General features: G+C 39.1%; 21 protein-coding genes. 2 read left to right on the top strand and 19 right to left on the bottom strand.

All coding sequences use genetic code 11. The features are described from left to right. Window positions 1-15 precede the first annotated feature (15 nt). The gene (locus CBM15_RS05965; protein WP_087616226.1) at window positions 16-1,110 is read right to left on the bottom strand and encodes a Leu/Phe/Val dehydrogenase; all 1,095 of its coding nucleotides are present in this window, start codon (window positions 1,108-1,110) and stop codon (window positions 16-18) included. A 401-nt stretch (window positions 1,111-1,511) separates the two neighbouring features. On the opposite strand from CBM15_RS05965, the gene CBM15_RS05960 reads away from it, so the two are divergent. Then, on the top strand, window positions 1,512-1,745 hold the full coding sequence (locus CBM15_RS05960) for a DUF2627 domain-containing protein (RefSeq protein WP_087616224.1): 234 nt from the start codon (window positions 1,512-1,514) through the stop codon (window positions 1,743-1,745). Window positions 1,746-1,913: 168 nt separating this feature from the next. Here CBM15_RS05960 and CBM15_RS05955 read toward each other — a convergent pair whose 3' ends face one another. From CBM15_RS05955 to CBM15_RS05945, 3 genes are all read right to left on the bottom strand, one after another. Further along, window positions 1,914-2,633, bottom strand: coding sequence for a glycerophosphodiester phosphodiesterase (locus CBM15_RS05955; RefSeq protein WP_087616222.1), 720 nt, complete (start codon window positions 2,631-2,633; stop codon window positions 1,914-1,916). Beyond that, the gene (locus CBM15_RS05950) at window positions 2,633-4,204 is read right to left on the bottom strand and encodes a DUF342 domain-containing protein (RefSeq protein ID WP_087616220.1); all 1,572 of its coding nucleotides are present in this window, start codon (window positions 4,202-4,204) and stop codon (window positions 2,633-2,635) included. Before CBM15_RS05950 ends, CBM15_RS05955 begins: the two co-directional genes overlap by 1 nt. A 148-nt stretch (window positions 4,205-4,352) precedes the next feature. Then, a complete protein-coding gene (locus CBM15_RS05945; RefSeq protein ID WP_087616218.1) occupies window positions 4,353-4,787 on the bottom strand; it encodes a hypothetical protein in 435 nt (144 codons plus the stop codon). Between the two features lie 345 nt (window positions 4,788-5,132). Between CBM15_RS05945 and CBM15_RS05940 the strand changes: the two genes are divergently transcribed. Beyond that, window positions 5,133-5,609, top strand: a complete 477-nt coding sequence (locus CBM15_RS05940) for a DNA polymerase III subunit alpha (RefSeq protein ID WP_087616216.1) — start codon at window positions 5,133-5,135, stop codon at window positions 5,607-5,609. Window positions 5,610-5,757: 148 nt separating this feature from the next. On the opposite strand, the gene spo0A is transcribed toward CBM15_RS05940, so the two are convergent. From spo0A to CBM15_RS05865, 15 genes are all read right to left on the bottom strand, one after another. Further along, window positions 5,758-6,549 (bottom strand): sporulation transcription factor Spo0A, encoded by a 792-nt coding sequence (spo0A, locus tag CBM15_RS05935; protein WP_014823486.1) that lies wholly within the window; start codon window positions 6,547-6,549, stop codon window positions 5,758-5,760. A gap of 344 nt (window positions 6,550-6,893) precedes the next feature. After that, the gene (locus CBM15_RS05930; RefSeq protein ID WP_239534684.1) at window positions 6,894-7,781 is read right to left on the bottom strand and encodes a SpoIVB peptidase S55 domain-containing protein; all 888 of its coding nucleotides are present in this window, start codon (window positions 7,779-7,781) and stop codon (window positions 6,894-6,896) included. 227 nt (window positions 7,782-8,008) lie between these two features. Then, entirely contained in the window at window positions 8,009-9,700 is a 1,692-nt protein-coding gene (recN, locus tag CBM15_RS05925) for a DNA repair protein RecN (protein ID WP_087616214.1), read from the bottom strand. Between the two features lie 16 nt (window positions 9,701-9,716). Further along, complete coding sequence (gene ahrC / locus CBM15_RS05920; protein ID WP_008404230.1) at window positions 9,717-10,166, bottom strand: transcriptional regulator AhrC/ArgR; 450 nt, start codon at window positions 10,164-10,166, stop codon at window positions 9,717-9,719. 224 nt (window positions 10,167-10,390) lie between these two features. Next, window positions 10,391-11,209, bottom strand: coding sequence for a TlyA family RNA methyltransferase (locus tag CBM15_RS05915; protein WP_087616212.1), 819 nt, complete (start codon window positions 11,207-11,209; stop codon window positions 10,391-10,393). Window positions 11,210-11,212: 3 nt separating this feature from the next. After that, window positions 11,213-13,111, bottom strand: a complete 1,899-nt coding sequence (gene dxs, locus CBM15_RS05910; RefSeq protein WP_087616210.1) for a 1-deoxy-D-xylulose-5-phosphate synthase — start codon at window positions 13,109-13,111, stop codon at window positions 11,213-11,215. Window positions 13,112-13,200: 89 nt separating this feature from the next. Next, the gene (locus CBM15_RS05905) at window positions 13,201-14,085 is read right to left on the bottom strand and encodes a polyprenyl synthetase family protein (protein ID WP_087616208.1); all 885 of its coding nucleotides are present in this window, start codon (window positions 14,083-14,085) and stop codon (window positions 13,201-13,203) included. Between the two features lie 3 nt (window positions 14,086-14,088). Continuing rightward, complete coding sequence (gene xseB / locus CBM15_RS05900; protein WP_008404237.1) at window positions 14,089-14,316, bottom strand: exodeoxyribonuclease VII small subunit; 228 nt, start codon at window positions 14,314-14,316, stop codon at window positions 14,089-14,091. Then, a complete protein-coding gene (gene xseA, locus CBM15_RS05895) occupies window positions 14,313-15,671 on the bottom strand; it encodes an exodeoxyribonuclease VII large subunit (protein ID WP_087616206.1) in 1,359 nt (452 codons plus the stop codon). Before xseA ends, xseB begins: the two co-directional genes overlap by 4 nt. Window positions 15,672-15,858: 187 nt before the next feature. Beyond that, window positions 15,859-16,722, bottom strand: a complete 864-nt coding sequence (gene folD, locus CBM15_RS05890) for a bifunctional methylenetetrahydrofolate dehydrogenase/methenyltetrahydrofolate cyclohydrolase FolD (RefSeq protein WP_087616204.1) — start codon at window positions 16,720-16,722, stop codon at window positions 15,859-15,861. Between the two features lie 138 nt (window positions 16,723-16,860). Then, entirely contained in the window at window positions 16,861-17,247 is a 387-nt protein-coding gene (nusB, locus tag CBM15_RS05885; protein ID WP_008404241.1) for a transcription antitermination factor NusB, read from the bottom strand. 190 nt (window positions 17,248-17,437) lie between these two features. Further along, window positions 17,438-17,704: a hypothetical protein gene (locus CBM15_RS05880; protein WP_008404242.1), complete on the bottom strand. Its 267-nt coding sequence runs from the start codon at window positions 17,702-17,704 to the stop codon at window positions 17,438-17,440. Between the two features lie 117 nt (window positions 17,705-17,821). Next, complete coding sequence (glpK, locus tag CBM15_RS05875; RefSeq protein WP_087616202.1) at window positions 17,822-19,312, bottom strand: glycerol kinase GlpK; 1,491 nt, start codon at window positions 19,310-19,312, stop codon at window positions 17,822-17,824. Next, window positions 19,312-20,121 (bottom strand): MIP/aquaporin family protein, encoded by an 810-nt coding sequence (locus tag CBM15_RS05870; RefSeq protein ID WP_087616200.1) that lies wholly within the window; start codon window positions 20,119-20,121, stop codon window positions 19,312-19,314. The genes glpK and CBM15_RS05870 overlap by 1 nt, the downstream gene beginning before the upstream one ends. An 18-nt stretch (window positions 20,122-20,139) precedes the next feature. Continuing rightward, window positions 20,140-21,780 (bottom strand): glycerol-3-phosphate dehydrogenase/oxidase, encoded by a 1,641-nt coding sequence (locus CBM15_RS05865; RefSeq protein ID WP_087616198.1) that lies wholly within the window; start codon window positions 21,778-21,780, stop codon window positions 20,140-20,142. Window positions 21,781-21,786: the final 6 nt, after the last annotated feature.

The following is a 21,786-nucleotide window of genomic DNA, read 5'->3' as shown; positions in this document are numbered from 1 at the left end:
TTTCGTAATCGCGTCTTAGCGACCGTTTAATATATTCTTTTCGTTTTGTAGGAACTGACTGCGGGATTTCGCTACACGAGCAATACGCTCTTCTGCTAAACGGTTTGCTGCCAAATAAGTCGGAATATCTTCTTCTTTTGATATTGCAAAAATCTTTTCCAAGCTTGTGTAAATCGTTTCAACACGCTTCATTGCACGCTCACGATTATAGCCGTATAACTCGTCTGCAACATTAATAACCCCGCCTGCATTAATCACATAATCCGGTGCATAAACAATTCCTAAATCATGCAGTACCTTACCATGTCTTGATTCTGCCAGCTGATTGTTTGCAGATCCAGCGATAACTTTCGCTTTGAGCGTCGGAATCGTTTGGTCATTAACGATTGCGCCAAGTGCACATGGTGAGAAAATATCCACATCCTGTTCGTAAATCGCATCAGGTGCTACAGCTACCGCTCCAAAATCTGCAACGACACGGTCGATTGCTTGCTGATTAATGTCAGTTACGATTAGTTTCGCTCCTTCATTATGCAAGTATTCACATAATGTATACGCAACATTCCCAAGACCTTGAACCGCTACTTTACGACCTGCCAGCGAATCATCCCCAAACGCTTCTTTTGCTGCTGCCTTCATCCCTAAAAATACACCGTATGCTGTAATTGGCGATGGATTGCCAGAGCTGCCGAATGCCGGTGAGATACCTGTCACATAATTTGTTTCTTCATGAATTAAATCCATATCGGCAACCGTTGTGCCTACATCTTCCGCCGTAATATATCGACCGTTCAGACCTTGAATGAATCGTCCCAATGCACGGAACATTTCTTCGTTTTTATCTTTGAATGGATCTCCAATAATAACTGTTTTTCCGCCACCTAGATTTAAGCCTGCCGCCGCATTCTTATAAGTCATGCCGCGTGCTAGACGTAGTGCATCTTCAATAGCTGCTTCCTCTGAGGCATATGTCCACATGCGCGAACCCCCAAGAGCTGGACCCAATGTTGTATCATGAATAGCAATAACCGCTTTTAACCCCGATGCCTCATCTTGGCAAAAGACTACTTGTTCAAAATCATATTTCTGCATGTACTTGAAAATTTCCATAACACTATACCCCTCCACTCAAGAAAGCGCTTACTTTCTCGTATATTATTATTTTCTGTTAATTAGAGATAATAAATACTTAAATTTGTATAATTTTATTATCGTTATTTTTACAATACTTATAAATCTAAAAGGATGCAACTAGAAATCCCCAATTTAATTTAAATTAGAATATTCGGACAATTTTTACCTATAAGTGCATTTGAAAACCGGATGAAATTACTTTTAAACTAACTATCCTAATATAGTTATTTAGGCATTTTTTGCACCTGCCTATATTTCCATTCTATGAATCTATACCCGATTATTGACTTTCTCTATCTGCATTGTAAAATTAAGTGATACTAAAATAATCAGAGACATTGTTTCATTCACTGTTTTTATTTGAAGGAGGTTTGAAAATGGCACGTATGGCTGCATTTATCGTACTAGTCATTCCCGCAATTTTAATGGCTGCAGGGATAAAATTTATGCGGGATACATTATTCGGGATTTTAATTTCACCATTTCCATGGATTTGGTTACAATTCATTGTTGGTGCCATCTTTTTTGCCGTTTCATTTTTATTTTTTGCAGGTTTTTTACTGCATCGGGATCGCAAGCACGGCAAAGTATCCGAACGCTGGCAGAAATAGGTCTACAACAAAAAAATCAAATTTTTCTCTGGGAGGAAATTTGATTTTTTTCATATATTCAGTTATCTCTTTTTTCAGGAAGAGTAAAGTTATTGTGACACGTCACTAAATTATTAACGTGAAAGTAAATTGGTGAAAATTGTGATATCTCCACATAATAAATCAAACTTACCGATTCACCTGGGCTTCCCGAACTAAATGTGGGAAATCCGTAATCCACCCTTTTACACTTGAATGGGGATTTTTCAGAAAAGATTCATTGCCCTGAATTCCGTAAAAACGCATGCCGATATTGGCTGTTTTACAAGCCTCTAAATATTGGCCTTTATAGTACCTTTTATGTGCATGTATTGCATCAAAAAAATTTGGCTCCTCTAATGTTCCCCAATAGAATTTTCTCGTAATAATGAACCCCGTCTCGATGTCCGGCCGAATTTCTTTCACAATTTTTAACAAAGAATCGTGAAATGACGAGAAATGACTGTTTTCAGGTAAAGTAATCGTATGCAATAATTCCTTCAGCACATTTTCGTTCGTTAATAGCGATTCTTTCAGCTCCACATTCAACGCAATATTTTCTGCATTCGCCCACTCCAGTACATCAGCAAAAGCAATCATCCGGTCACGACGAAACAGCCGTTTAAACCGCGGGCCTAATTTATAGTGAATGAGCTCGTCATAAGAACACTGATTAATCATTTTATTAATGCCGGCCAGTCTTTTTAAGTCATTATCGTGAAAAACCACTAAAATACCATCATTTGAAACTTGGAGATCCAGTTCAATGCCATCTGCCCCAAGTTCTTTTGCTTTTTTAAAGGCAGCAAATGTATTTTCTAAGTGAAAGCTTGATGCCCCTCGGTGGGCAAAAATGGGTATGTCATTCATTATACATTCAACTCTCCATTTTCTATTAAAAATCGTCCATTTGTAATAGACGTCAAAACAGTGGACTTTTTGCCAATCTGTATATATGTACCAGGATATGCTTCTTTCGTCACATGAATCTCTGCTTTACTAACTTTACGTAAATCGTTCATTAATTGTTTAATTTCCCGATCTAAATTTTGCGCTGTTTCCTTAGTGGAAGCGAGCTTTTGCTTTGTTATCTCCAGTGCTGCCAATTGTCGTTGTGTTAACGTATGTATAACGGGTAGGATGCGATCTATTTGACTCTCTAGCTGCACCATATCTTCCTGCATTGATTTTAGCAGAGATGCCTTGTATTGAATAACCTCAAGACTTTGTGCTTTATTTATACTATTAATAATTAATTCAGTCGGTCTTTCCAATCGATTTCCGGTACATGCCGTAACGATTGTACTTTTTGCGATTGCTGTACCACCGATAATTTTCCCTTTCCGCTCATCGACCAATATGGAATGTGCGGATAAGTTGGACCCTAATGAATAAAATCCAATATTCAGATTTTGACCTGCAACTAAATGGGCGTCATTCACATGTTTAACGAATATATCCCCGGCAGCTTCAACAAGCGTTTCGCATAACCCGAATATGCCCCCTCGAATGAAAATATCTCCATATAAGGATTTGATCAATTTTGCGCCGGATACACCTTCTGGACCTTCAATTGAAATATCTCCATTTGCAATAACCGAAAAACCTGGCTGGACTGTTCCCTTAATCGAGACAGATCCATTAAATTCAATATTACCGGTTTCTATGCCGACATCACCAACAATCGGTAAATGGTGGTTAACACTTACCATTCCTTCATGTTCTTCAACTACCCCGCTAATTTTCGATCGAAGTACCGTTTTTCCATCTTCCTCGACCTCATATGCCGATTTCCGATCATACTTTAACGGCAAATCTCGCCCAAAAGGAGCAGGAATTGACTCTCCAAAAATATTTATTCCCGGAGTACCTGGCTGTGCATGAATTTTCTCACCAAGCCATGCGCCTTCTTCAATTTCATAAATGAAGTTCATGTCATAATAATCCGCTTTACCATCTTCTCTTATGACCGGTTTCCGCTCAGGTAATTCTAAATAGCTAATTTGTGCATCATTTCCTTGGACAGGTGGGGTACCTTGCGCAATTAATGTTGCCTTCGAAGTGACAATGGATTCCAGATTTACATTTAAAATCCCGTGCGTTATGTTATTTTCAGCTAAAAGTATCTGAACTCTATTCTGAATGGACTGTACGTTTTCTTTTATATACTCCGATGTCTCATATACAAAAAGCGATGCTGACATTTTATCTCGTGAAATTTCGATCATTATTGATGGGAGCCATATTCCGATTTCTATCGATTTGTCGGTAACTTCATTTAATTCTTTTTTTAATAATGCGAAATTTGTAAGTTTAATACGGGGATGTTGGCGCAAAATCGTTTCAAAATCTTTTAGCATGAAGCCTGGTTTACGTGTGTGGATATATACTTTTCTATCTTCTTTTATTATTTCAAAAAAATGATTTTCATAAATAACCATGCCCTTCCACCTCCTCATACATTACAGTATATACAAATAGACGATATTTGTTTAGTTAAATATTGGATGAATAGGAGGTTTTTTAGCATGTCCATCAAATAAATGAAAATCATGTGACTCATAACTTAAAAATACCTATAATATTTTATTATAGTGAACGTTGAAATTGGAGTAAATTATGGTACATATCTGACAGGTCAGTTAAGTACCTTTCGTCTTGTGTTTCAATAGCCCTAAGTGTTCTATTGATCATCAAAATATCTAGTTCGATTGAATTGGTTAAGTTTTGATGGTGTATATTATTTTCGATGATCTCGTTTCTTAATATTCCCAGCTCATTTAAATAATTCTCAAGCTCCATTTCCATCGTTTGAAGCTGTGAGTTGCTTAATGTACCGAGCAGCAATATATCGTTATAACATGTCTCACGTTGTACATGTAATTCTTCTTTATATTTTTTTACAACCTCATCAGGAGAATTGGCTGTTATCGTAGAGGATGCCTCTAAATCATACGGAAATCTTACTAGAAGAACAAATGTCAGCACGCCGAGCAGGATTATTATGAATTTCCATCGTTTCATTTATCATCGCTCCTTATTGTTGTCCCCCTATTTTACTTCGAAATTGTATTAATAATATGAAATTAATATTAAAATCCTATGACAACAAAAAAAGTGTCCAGCAACAGCTAGACACAAATAGAACAATACGTTTTCAAACATATTATCCAAAGAAAGGAGGTAAAAACGAAGACGAAGAATTTCTTAGCCTTGCTACTTAATTTTACCCTTTGTTATTTTTTGTTAAACGTAAATTACAAATATTTTAAGTCGAAATACAATTTATGTGATCACAAAGACTAAAAAATCTCTTTTTAGGTTAGAATACTCATAAATTATCAATGAATGTAAAAGGATGATTATGTAATGAGTGTTATTGTATTAGATAACAAAAGGCTTTTTCTAAAAAGAATTAAAAGTTATGAATTGAATACAGAAGAAATATATTATAGAAATGATAAAACAGAGGAACGATTTCTTTTCCTATTCCTTATGAATGAGGAGGAACTATGGAGTGAATATAAGTTCGAATATTTATATATTAAGATGTTTGACGGCAATGAATATAAGTATTTCTCTGATAAAAAATTAGATAATATTTTAAAGAAAATGGCTAACTACTTTAAAGAAGTCGGCATTGACAGTGAAGTAGAAGATTGCTCTTATGATCGATCTGACGATTGTTACTATGTTAGTGAAAAATTAAAAGAAATACTAGAAAATGATGAGTATTTAGCGCAAGCTGTTGATAGTTATATAATAACGAAGGATACGTTCATATTCGTTGATGAAGACATTTCAACTATAGCGACTAGAATGGATAATTCCTTTGGCTTGGTATAAGAACAGCGAATGATCAACTCTTACTAAGAACGGGCTTAAAGCCAAAAAAACGCCTTCTTGAACAATTGTTCTAGAAGGCGTTTATATAAAAGTAATATTCTCGTAATAAATAATAAGTTTCCGAGGCAAAATGAACTCAAGTGAGTGCTTAACTCGCCACCATCTCAATACGAATTTTATCTGCAATCATGGCAATGAACTCTGAGTTTGTCGGTTTTGATTTCATATGGTGCACTGTATACCCGAACAGTTCTGAGATATTCTCATAGCTGCCGCGGTTCCAGGCTACTTCAATGGCATGGCGAATTGCACGTTCCACACGTGACGGGGTTGTCCCGAATTTTTTCGCGATTTCCGGATATAAAATTTTTGTAACCGAGCTTAATAATTCAATGTCATTGTAAACCATCTGGATCGCTTCACGTAAATAAGCATATCCTTTTATATGTGCAGGTACACCAATCTCTTTAATGATGCCTGTAATCGTTGTATCCAATAAGCGTGTATCCATTTTTGCAGGGGTGTTCGTTGATAAAACCGGTACACGTTTTTCCTGTTCGACTTTCTTGCCTGCACAATGCAGAATTTTTTGAACAAGCTGCTCAAACTCAAAAGGTTTCAACATGAAGTAAGAAGCACCGTAATTCACAGCCTGCTTCATTACATCTTCTTGTCCGAATGCAGTTAGCATAATGACTTGTGTCTGTGTATAACGCTCATCGTTATACATTTCTTCCAATACAGCCAGTCCATCCAAATGCGGCATAATGATATCCAATAGTAGAACATCGATTTTATGCTCTTCCAACATTTTAATACAGATTTTTCCGTTGGATGCTGTAGCAACAATTTCAATTTGCGGATGATTTGTAAAATACACTTCCATCATTTTTACTAATTCGCGATTATCATCTGCAATCGCAATTTTCACCTTTGACAAACAAAATCCCCCTTTAAATTCTATTTCTTATATATTCATTACAATAGCAAATTGTATGAGTTTTCTTACAAATGTCTAAACTTCTTTTGTAATACAATTGTAACAAAAATGAATGACAGTTGTCCTTCGTTCTCTCTTATTTTGCATTGTCCTTTAGTGAAGTTTCGACAGAATTACTAAATTTCCTTTTCTTACACAAAAAATGAGCAACAAGTATTATCTTTTCTTACTTTATCGACAAGGAAATTTATGGTTCTACATTTGTCGATTTATCTTTATATACTATTGTAATGAAAAAAGCAAAAAAAGACTACACTTTATTAAAAAGTATAGTCTAAAGTATTTTAGTACGGGCTCTTTTTCAGCATTTCAATAACAAGAATACCGGCACCTTTTGTTGGTTCTTCGATAAACATATGTGTTACCGCACCAACAAACTGGTTATTCTGTATAATAGGACTCCCGCTCATCCCTTGAACAATACCGCCCGTTTTCTTTATAAGACGTTCATCGACGACATTGAATGTAAACGTATTATCCGTTTGTTTGTCAATTTCGATATCAAATAAATTGACTTCTTCTCCGTCGATTGCTGTTAAGATTTGTGCTTTACCCTTTTTTAATTCATTTGCATGTATAATTTCCAGCGGTGGATGCAAACTGTCATGTAATGATTGTTTCCAATTACCAAAAATTCCGTAGACATCATTGGTTATTACTGAACCGAGTGGCATTTGTGATTTATCTACAACTGAAATTTTATACCCTGGTTGTCCAGGCGTACTTTTCTTCACTTGTGAGATTGATGCTTCAAAGATTGCACCATCATTAAATTTTGGAGGCTGCTTCATTGTAGAATCTACAATTTGATGTCCAAGCGCTCCGTATTCCATCGTTTCAGGATCGATATACGTTAAAGTACCTATTCCATCAGTTTCACTTTTTAAAAATGGTTTTAAATGCACCAGTTCATGAGCTGATACGTTGATGTCTCGTTGTTGCTTTCCATTCTCAACGGTCAGTGTAAATGATTCGCCTTTGCCGGCAATGTCTTCTAACTGGCTTACTTTTTCACCATTCAGTTTTAAAATATGTTCTCCCTTTTTCAACCACTCACTATTTTCCAATAATACGTCCTGTGCAACCATTACATAAGGCATCTCCAACTGAACGCCAATTGAATGGCCCATTGGAATTAACGATTTTCCCAATACTTCTATTGGTGATAACATAAAAAGCAATGCAACGAGTATCGACCATTTTTTAATAATCCTTCACCTCCTCTATGCGCTTACTATGTGAAAATTTGACGGAGTTATGAACGGAAAAATTTTGTTGATATGAGGAAAAATTAGAATGTATTCGTTGTAATCCTTGCTGCTTAGGGACATTGAAACTTATACGGTTAAAAAAATAAAAAAACGTCTAAAATTTTATTAATTTTAGACGTTTTTTAAATTTAGTTCATCATTTCTTTACGTTCATTGGCCATATGAATTAATTCTGAAGCATGTTGTAATGTCAGGTCTGTTATTTCAGCTCCACTCATCATGCGGCTGATTTCCACGATACGTTCCTTTTCTTCCATTTCCGTAATCGACGTAAATGTACGGTTATGCTCTACTTGCTTTTTAATGTAGTAATGATGATCCGCCATTGCAGCAACTTGCGGCAAGTGAGAAATACATAATACTTGTGAATTGACTGAAATTGCTGCAATCTTTTCTGCAATTGCCTGTGCTACACGTCCGCTGACACCTGTATCAACCTCATCAAAAATAATTGACGTAATACCATTTGATGAAGAGAAAATTGTTTTAAGTGCCAACATCATACGGGAAAGTTCCCCTCCGGAAGCGACTTTAGGCAAGGACTTCGGTGGTTCCCCAACATTTGTTGAAATATAGAATGCGACAAAATCCTTGCCGTTTGCGTCTAGCTGATTTAATGGCTCGAATTTAACGATAAACTGCGCTTTTTCCATATGCAGCATACGTAGTTCATTCATAATCGCGTCACTTAGCTTAATTGCATTTTCTTTGCGGATTGTCGTCAATTCTTCTGCAATTTTATTTAAATCTGCTTCCATTTTCGCCAGCAGTTGCTCATTTTTCTGCAATGTTTCATCACGGTTCATAAGCTGGCTCAACTCTTCTTCGATTTTTTCGTGATACGTTAAAATCTCTTCAACTGTCGTTCCATACTTACGTTTCATATTTTGATATAAAGCAAGACGCTGCTCGACCTCATTCAAACGCTCTGCGTCATACTCTAAATCATCCAGCACATTTTTCACTTGATATGCTGCATCCTGCAATGCATAAAAGCTGGAAGTGACCGCTTCTGAAGCCTCTTTGAAATTCGGATCGAGTGCAACAATATCCTCCAGTGCATTCATGGCATTACCAATGAAATCCAGTCCTGTTCCATCATCGGAAATCGCTGAATATGCAATGTTCGCACGTTCGAATATTTTATGGAAATTCATTAAACGAAGTCGTTCTTCATCCAATGCTTCTTCTTCGTCAACTTTTAATCCGGCCTGTTCCAGCTCCTGAATTTGGAATTGATATAAATCAATGCGCTGTGCCATCCGCTGCTCGTCCATACTTAGCTCAGCCACTTCTCTTTTTAACTGGCGATACGCTTCAAACGCTTCATCGTACTTTGCTTTCACAGGCTGAAGCTTATTATGTGCATAATGATCCAGTAAATTGATATGGAATTTTTCATCCATAAGCTCCTGGTTTTCATGTTGCCCATGAATATCAATTAAACTGCCGCCAATATCACGCAAAACAGATAATGGGACAAGTTTGCCGTTCACTCTGCAAACACTTTTCCCTGAATCATGCAGGTCCCGTCGTAAAATAATCGTGTCTTCTTCTGATTCAATCCCATGTTCTTCAAGTTTTGCAAAAATCGGATGCTGACTATTATCTACATGAAATAATCCGCCAAGTTCCGCCTTTTTCTCTCCGTGGCGGATAAACTCCGTTGAGCCGCGCCCGCCAGCCAATATATTAACCGCATCAATAATGATCGATTTTCCGGCACCTGTTTCACCTGTCAAAACAGTTAAACCACCAAAAAAACTAACGGTTAAATCATCAATAATAGCAAAATTTCGAATGCTTAATTCTCTTAACAAACCATTCCACCTCGGTTTACAGCATATCTAATAAGCGATTTTTTATTTCTTCACGTTCGTCCTCTGTTCGACACATGATTAAAATCGTATCGTCCCCACAAATCGTTCCTAAAATTTCTGTCCAGTCCAGATGGTCAAGCAATGATCCGATTGCATTCGCATTCCCCGGCAATGTTTTCATGACTAGAAAATGTGAAGCTCCATCAATTGAAACAAAAGCATCTGCCAACGAACGATGCAATTTTTGAATTGGGTTGAAACGTTGGTCAGCTGGTAAACTATATTTATAACGACCGTCCTGTAACGGTACTTTTACTAAATGCAATTCTTTAATATCTCGTGAAACCGTTGCTTGTGTGACGTTGTAACCCGCATTTTTCAGCTGATCGACTAAATCGTCCTGTGTCTCGATTTCGTTATTTGTAATAATATCACGGATGCGTATATGGCGCTGTCCTTTGTTCACAAAAGTCACCTCATTAAAATGTTTAGGAATATATGTATATTTACACTACCATTTGCATAAAGGAAAAACAAGAAAAAACCGTACATATGTTCAAAAATCCGTTTTTTCCGACTGTTTTCTACATAAAAAGGAAAGTAATCAGCTGCAAATTTCGTATAAAATTTGTTCTTTTTTGCTCAAAAAAAGCACAAAACAAATCCATAGGAATCTGTTTTGTGCTTATATTATTTCAGCTGCATATGCGCGTCTTTTACGACTTGCTCGAAATTTGTGAAGGCTTCTACTTCTTCACCGTCATGCGGATTATACAGATGGAATAAAAATTCAATATTCCCTTCCCCGCCTGTAATCGGTGAATACGAAGCATCCTTTACGACAAACCCGATTTCTGTTGCCATTTTAGCTGTTTCTTCTAAAACAGCTAAATGGACTTTCGGTTCACGGACAATTCCTTTTTTCCCGACATTTTCACGACCTGCTTCGAATTGCGGCTTTACAAGTGCCATAACATCGCCACCTTGCACTAAAATGGTTTTTAGCACAGGCAAAATCAGTGATAACGAAATGAAGGAAACATCGATGGTTGCAAAACTTGGTAAGCCTTCTATCAAATCTTCAGGCTTGGTGTAACGGAAATTGGTTTTTTCCATAACCGTTACACGCTCATCCGAACGGATTTTCCATGCAAGCTGGTTTGACCCGACGTCCAGTGCATAGCAGTGACGGGCGCCGTTTTGCAGTGCACAATCCGTAAATCCGCCTGTTGAAGAACCGATATCAAGCATTAGCTTACCTTCAACAGATAGATCAAAAATTTCCAGTGCCTTCTCCAGCTTTAAACCGCCTCGTGACACATATTTTAACTGTGAGCCTTTTACTTGCAGCGGTGCATCGATTTCGATTTTTTCCCCTGCTTTATCAATGCGAATTTCGTTTGAGAACACGAGACCAGCCATAATCGAGCGCTTTGCCTTTTCACGCGTCTCACATAAGCCGCGTTCAACAAGCATTACATCTACTCGTTCTTTTTTTTGCTTTGTCATTCTTTAATTAACCCTATCCGACTGTTTATTCGGTACAAGCTGTGTAATACGTTTTACCGCTTCTTCAGCTGTCACGTTTATTTCTTCTAATAATAAATCAACTTCACCATGCTCGATAAATTCATCCGGAATCCCGATACGTTCAATTTGAACATTGCGGTATTTCTTATCAAATGCAAATTCCAGCACTGCACTACCAAATCCGCCTTGCAGCAATGATTCTTCAATTGTTAAAATCGGCAGGTTTTCCTGCATAATTTCATGCAGCATCACTTCATCCATTGGTTTAATGAAACGTGCATTAACAACACGTACATCAATACCTTGGTATGCCAACTGTTCCGCTGCCTTCAAAGCCATTGGGATCGTTGTACCGAATGTCAGAATAACTGCATCCGAGCCTTCACGTAATACTTCCCATGAACCGATTGGCAATGCTTTCATTTCCGCATCCATCTCAACACCTAAACCATTGCCACGCGGATAACGAAGCGCGATTGGACCATCATTGTAATCAATTGCTGTTTTCACCATATGCTGACCTTCATTTTCATCTTTAGGCATCATCAGGACGATATTCGGGATATGACGTAAAAACGAAATATCAAATACGCCTTGATGTGTTTCGCCGTCCGCGCCAACAAGGCCTGCACGGTCAATACCGATGAAAACATTTAAATTCGGACGTGCAATATCATGCAGCACCTGGTCATACGCACGCTGTAAAAACGTCGAATAAATCGATAAAAACGGTTTCATATGCTGTGTTGCAAGGCCTGCCGCCATTGTTGTTGCATGCTGCTCGGCAATCCCGACATCAAAGAAGCGATTCGGGAAGTCTTTTTGAATTCCTTCAAGTTTTGAACCGACAGGCATTGCCGGTGTAATTGTTACAATCCGGTTATCTTCCTTCATGCATTTACGCACCGACTCCGCCACTAAGCTGCTCCATGCCGGACCTTTTGTAGAAGATTTTACGAAAGCACCTGTTTCCATTTTATATGGACCTGTTCCATGCCAAGTACCAATTGTATCGTCTTCGGCAGGTTTGTAGCCTTTACCTTTTTTCGTCAATACATGGACTAGTACAGGACCTTGTACTTTTTTCGCATATTCCAATGTTTTTTCCAATGCTTCAAAATCATGTCCGTCAATTGGACCTAAATATTTGAAACCTAATTCCTCAAAGAATACACCTGAAACAACTAAATACTTTAGGCTGTCTTTCACACGTTCAGCAGTAGCGGCCAGCTTATCGCCAACCATTGGAATTTTATGAATTAATGATTCCAAATCTTCTTTTGCACGTGAATATTCTTTTGCCGTACGCAAGCGTCCTAAAACGTCATGCAATGCCCCAACGTTCGGTGCAATCGACATTTCGTTATCGTTTAAAATAACGATCATATTCGTTTTTTCATGACCAATATGGTTCAAAGCTTCCAGTGCCATTCCACCTGTCAATGCACCATCACCGATAATCGGTACAACAAAGTTTTTGTCCCCTTTAATATCTCTTGCCGCAGCCATACCCATCGCTGCAGATAAAGACGTGGAACTATGCCCTGTTTCCCACATATCGTGTTCACTTTCGACAAGCTTCGGGAAACCGCATAGCCCTTTAAATTGACGCAATGTGTCAAATTGACTTGCCCGGCCTGTTAAAATTTTGTGGACATATGCTTGATGCCCGACATCCCATAAAAATTTATCCTTTGGACTGTTAAAAGCTTTATGCAGCGCAATCGTCAGCTCAACAACACCTAAATTCGGGCCAATATGACCACCCGTAATTGAACATTTTTCGATCAGAAAAGCGCGAATTTCTCCAGCCAGCGCTTCTAGTTGCTTTTTATTCAAGTCTTTCAAAAAGGATGGACTAGAAATTTTCGTTAAATCCATCTCATCCACACACCTTTTCATCAGTTTATTCACCGTTGTGATTTTTCTATTATATCAATGTACAACACAAGACAAAAGTTTAACACATTTTAGTTACTACGTCTCACAATATACTGTGCAAATTGTCGAAGCAATGTCGTATCAGTGTCAATTTTTTGCAATGCTTCAATCGCCAGCTCATAATGCTCATCCAGCTTTTGCTTTGCACCGTCTAATGTAAGTAAAGCAGGGTATGTACTTTTTTCGCTTGCAACGTCTTTTCCTGCTGTTTTCCCTAGCTGTTCCGAAGTTCCCTCAATATCTAAAATATCATCTTGAATTTGGAAGGCTAAACCGATATGGTGCGCATATTCCACTAATGCTTCACGATCAGAGCTACTTGCATTTGCCAGCACGGCACCTGCTTCAATACTAAAACGAAGTAATGCGCCTGTTTTGTTTACATGAACTGTTTCAAGCTCCTGTAGATTCAATAGACGTTTTTCTCCGTCCATATCAAGTACTTGTCCGCCGACCATTCCTTCAGCACCTGCGGCAACACTTAATAGGTTCACAAGTTCAATACGTTTTTCTGCAGAAAGATTATTCAGACGTGCGATGACACCAAATGCCAATGTGTTTAGAGCGTCACCAGCCAAAGTTGCCAATGCTTCGCCGTACACAACATGGTTCGTTGGCTTTCCTCGGCGCAATTCATCATCATCCATACTTGGCAGGTCATCATGGATTAACGAATACGTATGGATCATTTCAACAGCGGATCCTACTGTATAACTTGTCTCAAGAGACTGATTATACATTTCACAAACTGCCACAACAAATAACGGACGAATTCGTTTGCCCCCTGCTTTTAATGAATACAGCATCGATTCTTTTAAATGTGCCGGTGCTTTGATCGATTCAACGAGTTCATACATTGTCGTTTCCAGCTGCGGTATATTATGATCAATAAACTGCTTTAACGTGTTTTCCATCTGTTAGTCTTCTCCATTTCCTTGTTGGAAAGCTTTCTTTTCACCATCTTCTCCAACGATTGAAATTAATTGTTGTTCTGCATTTTGCAGTGTATCATGACAAAGTTTTGATAGTTCCATTCCCTTTTTGTAAAGGTCAATGGCTTCTTCCAGTGGAACATCTCCTTGTTCAAGTTTACGTACAACTTCTTCTAATTCTGTCATTGCTGTCGCAAATGTCGGTTTTGTCACTTTGCTTCCCCTTCCTTTTGCACATGCTTTTTCTCAATTTTCGCTTCGGCATATCCATCCTGAAACGTCACTTGAATCACGTCGCCTTTTTCCAGCTCGTGAACTGATTTTACTACGTTTTCCTCTTTATATGCCACGCTGAAGCCTTTACTCATTAATGCGAGCGGATTTAACGCCTCCAGCATACGCATCTGATTTGTAAAAGCGACTTTATTTTGTGCGAGCTGTTGCTGCATTCGATTTGTTAACGTTTGGGTACGGTGTTCGAGCTGCTGTTTAGCCGCAGTTAATTGATGTACCGGCGAATACAGCTTCATTCTGCTGTCAATTGACTGTAGCTTTGATTTTTCATTCATCATATAGAGCTTCGTCGCATTTTGTAGTGATAAGTCCACCTGCACAAGCCTTTCAATAAAAGGACGATATAATCGCTCAGGTGTTGCAAGCGGATAGGAATTTTGCAGTTTTGTTAAGCGATTGCGTTCAAAGTTAAGCTTTGATGTCATCATTTGATGAAGAATAGACTGATAGTGAAGAATTTGCTGGTATAGCTGTTGCTGATTCGGAACGGCCAATTCTGCCGCAGCAGTTGGTGTCGGTGCACGTAAATCCGCGACAAAATCCGCAATTGTCGTATCGGTTTCATGTCCGACCGCACTAATAACCGGAATACGGCTTTCAAAAATCGCCCTTGCGACGATTTCTTCATTGAATGCCCATAAATCTTCAATCGATCCGCCACCACGCCCAACTATCAGTACATCACAGAATCCATGGCGGTTCGCTAAATAAATATTCTCTGTAATGTTTGGAGCCGCCCCTGCACCCTGAACGAGCGTCGGATAAATTAAAATTTCAGCCTGCGGATATCGGCGGTTAATCGTTGTGCATATATCGCGAATAGCCGCACCAGTCGTCGCCGTTAATACACCGATCGTTTGCGGGAATTGCGGAATCGGCTGTTTAAAATTTGGGTTAAACAATCCCTCATTTTGCAGACGTTCCTTTAACTGGTTAAATGCGACGAACAAACCGCCGATCCCATCCGGCTCCATCGTCTGTGCATAAAGTTGGTATGCGCCACTTGCTTCATAGACATTCACATCGCCCCGTATAAAAACTTTCATCCCTTCTTCCGGCTTAAAGGAAAGTTTCGAAGCCTGTGAACGGAACATCGTAGCATTAATACGTGAACTGTCATCTTTCAGCGTGAAATAAATATGACCTGAACTATGTACTTTTACATTTGAAAGCTCTCCCGTTACGTAAACATCACGTAAATGCGGATCGGCATCAAATTTTCGCTTAATATATTTTGTTAATGCTTTGACGGATAAATAAGAATTCGATGTCATAAACGTATTGCTCCTTTACGGTAGTTCTTTTCTGTATGTGTGATTTCCATTGCGTACGGAAACCCCGGTTTATTAAAAAATAAGCGGAATATTACCGCTACTTCTCTCTTGTTTACTTTCTATTGGATCGTATAAGCTAAAAATCACGATTTTGATCTACATCAAAATCGTGATTTTTGAAGTTAGATTAATTCTCTTGACGTTCTAACTCTTTTTCAGCTGCTTGTACTGTGTTTTCCAGTAACATCGTGATTGTCATAGGGCCGACACCGCCTGGAACGGGTGTAATATGCGAAGCAATCCCTAGTACATCTTCAAAATCCACATCACCGCATAAACGGTTGTCTTCATTGCGGTTAATCCCTACATCAATGACAACTGCCCCTTCTTTAATATGCTCACTTGTAATAAAGTTCGCACGACCGACTGCCGCAATTAAAATATCGGCCTGTTTCGTAAAGTACGGTAAATCCGGTGTTTTAGAATGTGTATATGTAACTGTAGCGTCTTTTTGCAACAATAGTTGTCCCATCGGTTTCCCGACGATATGGCTGCGTCCTACGATGACTGCATGCTTTCCTGCAACGTCTATTCCCGTATGTTCGAGCATTTTCATAACCCCATAAGGAGTACATGGCAAGTATGTATCCTGTCCAAGCATCATTTTCCCTACACTAATCGGTGAGAATCCATCCACATCTTTCTCCGGAGAGATCGTTTGAATTACTTTGTCCTCATTGATATGTTTCGGTAATGGAAGCTGAACGAGAATACCGTGAATTGAAGCACGTTCGTTTAATTCACGAATTTGTTCAAGTAAAGCCTGTTCTGAAATTTCTTCAGGTAGTTTGACAAGTTCCGAATACATCCCAATTTGCTCACAAGACTTTTGCTTGTTTGCTACGTATGTTTTGGATGCCGGATTGTCGCCTACTAAAATGACAGCTAAGCCGGGTGTAATCCCTTGCTCTTTTAGCTTCTTTACACGAGTAGCGACCCCTGTTCGAATTTCTTGACCGATTTCTTTACCATTAATAATTACGCTTGACATGTTGTTGCTCCTTCCAGTGATTACGACAATCGGAAAGGTTGCCTACTGCTTGTATTAAAAAAACACACGATTATTATGACAACCTACCAGTTAAATCTTGATATATTAATCTTTAAAGAATTGAATACATTTGTTGATTTATTGCTCAGTAAATTTCGAAAGTACACCATTGACGAACTTGCTTGATTTCTCGTCACCGAATGTTTTAGAAAGCTCGATTGCTTCGTTCATGATAACTTTGTTTGGCGTTTCTTCAGCGTATAATAATTCATATACAGCTAAACGTAAAATTGTTCTTTCAATTTTTGGCAGACGGTTGATCGTCCATTTTTCTAGGTTTTTTTCTAGCGCTGCATCAATTGCTTCGATATTTTCAGTTGTCCCACGAACTAATTGCTCCAAAAAGGCATTTGATTTTTGTTCTTCTTCAAGAACATGGCCAATTGCCTCTTCTATTGTTAATTCTGTGCTGTCTAACTGAAACAAAGCTTGTAACGCTTTTTGACGCGCCTCTGTTCGTTTCATAAATAATAGCTCTCCTTCATAAGTAGCATTACTTGTTATCATAGCATATTTTGCAAGGCATCGCACAGTTTGACAGAAAATTTTTGGCTGCAAAAAGAGATTTTTGTATTCTTCCTTAAAATGGTGAAATTTACGATAAAAAAACGACATGTTTGAGATAAATCAACATGTCGTTTATATTATTTCCTAATTAATTATTCTGTAACGGTATCATCAGCGTGCCTGTTTCGCGCTTGTTGTTTTCCGATTCAGGGAATTCAAATAGGTACGTAATTTGTTCAGCTGTTTCTTTTATTACGTAGAACTGGAAATGCTCCATATTTTCCAGGAAATATCGGATATCCTGCATTGCCATCAGCTCTCCTACTTCTTCATAGTGTGCCAATGCTTGCTTAAAATAAGCGTTAATCAAATTTAAATCTTCTTCATTTGCTATACGAATATAATCTTTGCTCATATTATTTTAACTCCTCAACTAGATTATGACCTATTATAGCATAATTCCAATAGAGAATAGGAAGCTACTGCCAAACGACTTGTCCGGTCATTTATTTTCATGTACTTTTCCTTACCATCACTTAAACGCTTGCGCTGCTTTAACGGCTTTATGCCAGCCTGTAAATAATGATTCACGCTGCTCTTCTTCCATTGCCGGCTCGAATTGACGATTGAGTTGCCAATGTTGTTGAACTTCATCGAGGTTCTCCCAGAATCCGACAGCCAATCCGGCTAAATACGCTGCGCCAAGTGCCGTCGTTTCATTGATCGAAGGACGTTCAACAGGTACGTTTAAAATATCCGACTGGAATTGCATTAAAAAGTCGTTCATCACAGCACCACCGTCAACGCGCAGTTTCCTTAAATCGATCCCTGAATCGGATTCCATAGCCGATAACACATCCCGAGTTTGATAGGCAAGCGATTCCAATGTCGCACGGATAAAATGTTCCTTCGACGTGCCGCGTGTTAAACCGAATACTGCTCCCCGCACTTCACTATCCCAATACGGCGTTCCAAGTCCGACAAATGCCGGCACAACATACACACCATCTGTATCTTTTACACGAGCAGCATATGCCTCACTCTCAGCAGATTTCCGGAACATCCGTAGTCCGTCACGAAGCCACTGAATGGCCGAACCGGCTACAAAGATACTCCCTTCAAGCGCATATGTCACTTTGCCATCATAACCCCATGCGATAGTTGTAAGAAGACCGTGTTCTGACTTTACCGCTTCCTCACCTGTGTTCATCAGCATGAAACAACCGGTACCGTAAGTATTTTTCACCATTCCTTGTTCATAGCAAGCTTGACCGAATAATGCCGCCTGCTGATCTCCTGCAATACCTGCGATCGGTACACGATGACCAAAGAAATGATTACCCGCAATTTCTCCGTATATTTCAGAGGAAGGTTTTACTTCAGGAAGCATGGATGCAGGAATCCCTAAAATGTCCAGCAATTCTTCATCCCATTTTAAATCATAAATATTATACATTAATGTTCGGGAAGCATTCGAGTAGTCCGTAACATGAACAGCTCCTTCTGTAAGCTTCCAAATAATCCATGTATCAATCGTTCCGAATAAAAGGTCGCCTGCTTCCGCTTTTTCTCGTGTTCCTTTTACATTGTCCAATATCCATTTTACTTTCGTGCCGGAAAAATAAGCATCGATGAGCAAACCGGTTTTATTACGGAACAGATCATTATGCCCTGCCTCCTTTAGAGAATCACAAATTTCCGCAGTTTGGCGTGATTGCCATACGATTGCATTATATACCGGTTCACCGGTATTTTTATCCCACACAACAGTCGTTTCGCGTTGGTTTGTAATCCCGACTCCTTCGATTTGTGACGCCTGAATATTATTTTCCGATAACACCTTTGCAATTACCGATAAAATGGAACTCCAAATTTCCTTTGCATTATGCTCAACCCAACCCGATTTCGGGAAATATTGTTTAAATTCCTGTTGTGCTGTATGAACGATATCCCCTTTTTTATTGAATAAAATGGCACGTGAACTCGTCGTGCCTTGATCTAACGCCATAATATATTTTTCCATTATACTGTCTCCTTTTTAACGGATTTGGATTGTGTGATAAACGCAACGACACAAATGACAACAAACAACGTAGTAAACAGCCAAAATGCCACTGAATTTTCATTTAAAAAGAACTGTTTGTAAAACAATGCGCCTGTTACGCCCCCAATAATCGGCCCGACAATCGGTACAAATGCATAAGACCAGTCCGAATCCCGCTTACCTGGTATCGGTAAGAAAAAATGCGCAATACGGGGGCCTAAATCACGTGCAGGGTTGATGGCATAGCCTGTAGGTCCACCTAAACTCATACCAATCGCAATTACGATAATACCGACAAGCAAAGGATTAATACCATCCGCCAATGAATTACCGCCTAATGCCAAAATCCCTAATAATAATATAAAAGTTCCTATCATTTCTGTTACGATGTTTGCCAAAGGATGACGAATGGCAGGAATTGTCGCAAAAACGGCTAATTTCGCATCTTGATCTTTCGTTTGTGACCAGTGAGGCAAATAGGCAATATATACGACAATCGCGCCAATAATTGCCCCTAATATTTGTGCAATAATATACATCGGTACATCCGCCCATGGAAAGTCACCAATTGTTGCAAATGCTATTGTCAATGCAGGGTTTAAGTGGGCACCACTTACTCCGCCTACGGTATATGCCGCGATAGCCACGGCAAAACCCCAGGCGATCGTAATTACGACCCAGCCGCTATTTTCCGCTTTGGAAAATTTCAGCAAGGAACCAGCAACAACCCCGCCACCTAAAATAATTAAGATCATTGTTCCTACTAATTCTGCAAAAAATGTTGACATTCCCTTCGCCTCTTTTCACTAAGTCATTGTTACGTCTTGTAGTTCATATTCTAGTTGATCTGTATGCTGCTGCTTTTCTTCTGCTGTCCAGTTTAGGTAGTCGCTCATTTCATCAATAACAAGCTGTTTATATTTTCTCACCAGGTGGATGTTAAATAAGAGTGCGCCTGTACGACGAACGAAAAAGTCACTCGGCGTACATGCACTTTCCTCGTTTATCGCATAGTACAGCTGACCATATACGATCGGAGGTAAGTATCCTTTTGCCTGTTTAATATAATCGAATACTTTATCAACATTAGTACCATAGAATTTTGCTAAATAATGGCTTTGTTCCTCTGTTAAACCAAGGTCCTGGCCTTTCATTGTCCGTTTTTCAACAAATGATTCGAAAAATTTCGAGCCGCTTGTTTCTCCGCCCGAAATAGGAAGGTTTTTGGTAATCGATTTACCGTATTTCAACTGGTATTCGTCGTTCAATTGTTTTACAACAAGGTCCACAATTTTTTCAGCCATTTTACGGTAGCCTGTCAGTTTTCCTCCTGCAATCGTAATCAATCCGCTTTCTGATTGCCAAATTTCATCTTTTCGTGAAATTTCCGACGGTCCCTTACCTTCTTCATGGATAAGCGGTCTCACCCCTGCCCATGCCGATTCGATTTTATCTTCTGTCAGCTGCAGTTGCGGGAACATATAATGAATCGCATCCATAATATATTGTCGGTCCTCTTTTGTTACCTTCAGATCTGCAGGATCCCCTTCATAAAATGTATCCGTTGTTCCAACGTACGCTTTACCATCTCGTGGAATCGCAAAAATCATCCGTCCATCTTTTTCGGTATCAAAATAGATCGCTTGCTGCAGAGGGAAATCATCCTCGTCGAAAACAAGATGCACACCTTTCGATAAAATAAGATGTTTGTTATCAAGCTCCCCATCTAATTTACGCACTTCATCAACCCATGGGCCTGCTGCATTGACCACTTTCTTCGCACGAATTTGAAATTGTTCACCAGTAAGCTGGTCTTCCACCGTCACTGTAGAAAATGCCACGTTATTCGCTTCAATTCCCACAACCTTCAAATGGTTCATTGCAAGTGCCCCGTTGGCAGCAGCTGCCTTCATCACTTCGATTGTCAGGCGTGCATCGTCTGTACGATACTCGACATAAACGCCGCCACCGAGCAAACCATCCTTTTTAATAAGCGGTTCACGGGCAATCGTTTCATCTGCAGAAAGCATAAAACGGCGTTCACCTTTTTTCACATTCGCTAAAATATCGTAAACTTTTAATCCTAGCGCTGTCGAAAACGAACCAAATGTCCCTCCTTTATGGAAGGGCAGCAACATCCATACAGGTGTTGTTACATGCGGTCCGTTTTCGTAAACAATTGCCCGCTCTCGACCGAGCTCGGCAACCTCTTTAATTTCGAATTGTTTTAAGTATCGCAGGCCGCCGTGAACAAGTTTTGTCGATCGGCTACTCGTTCCTTCCGCAAAGTCCTGCATTTCTGCCAACCCTACTTTTAACCCTCGTGTGGCGGCATCAAGTGCAATACCCGCACCTGTAATTCCTCCACCAATAACAAACAGATCAAAGGTTTCTTCTATGAATGTTTTTTTCAGTCGCTCTCTTGCATTTGCAGAAAAGTTTCCCATACCGTT

Source organism: Solibacillus kalamii, from assembly GCF_002174535.1.
In the GTDB taxonomy this organism is placed as follows: domain Bacteria; phylum Bacillota; class Bacilli; order Bacillales_A; family Planococcaceae; genus Solibacillus; species Solibacillus silvestris.
Note: the sequence above shows the minus strand (reverse complement) of the source record. Positions and strands in the feature narration are given on the sequence as shown.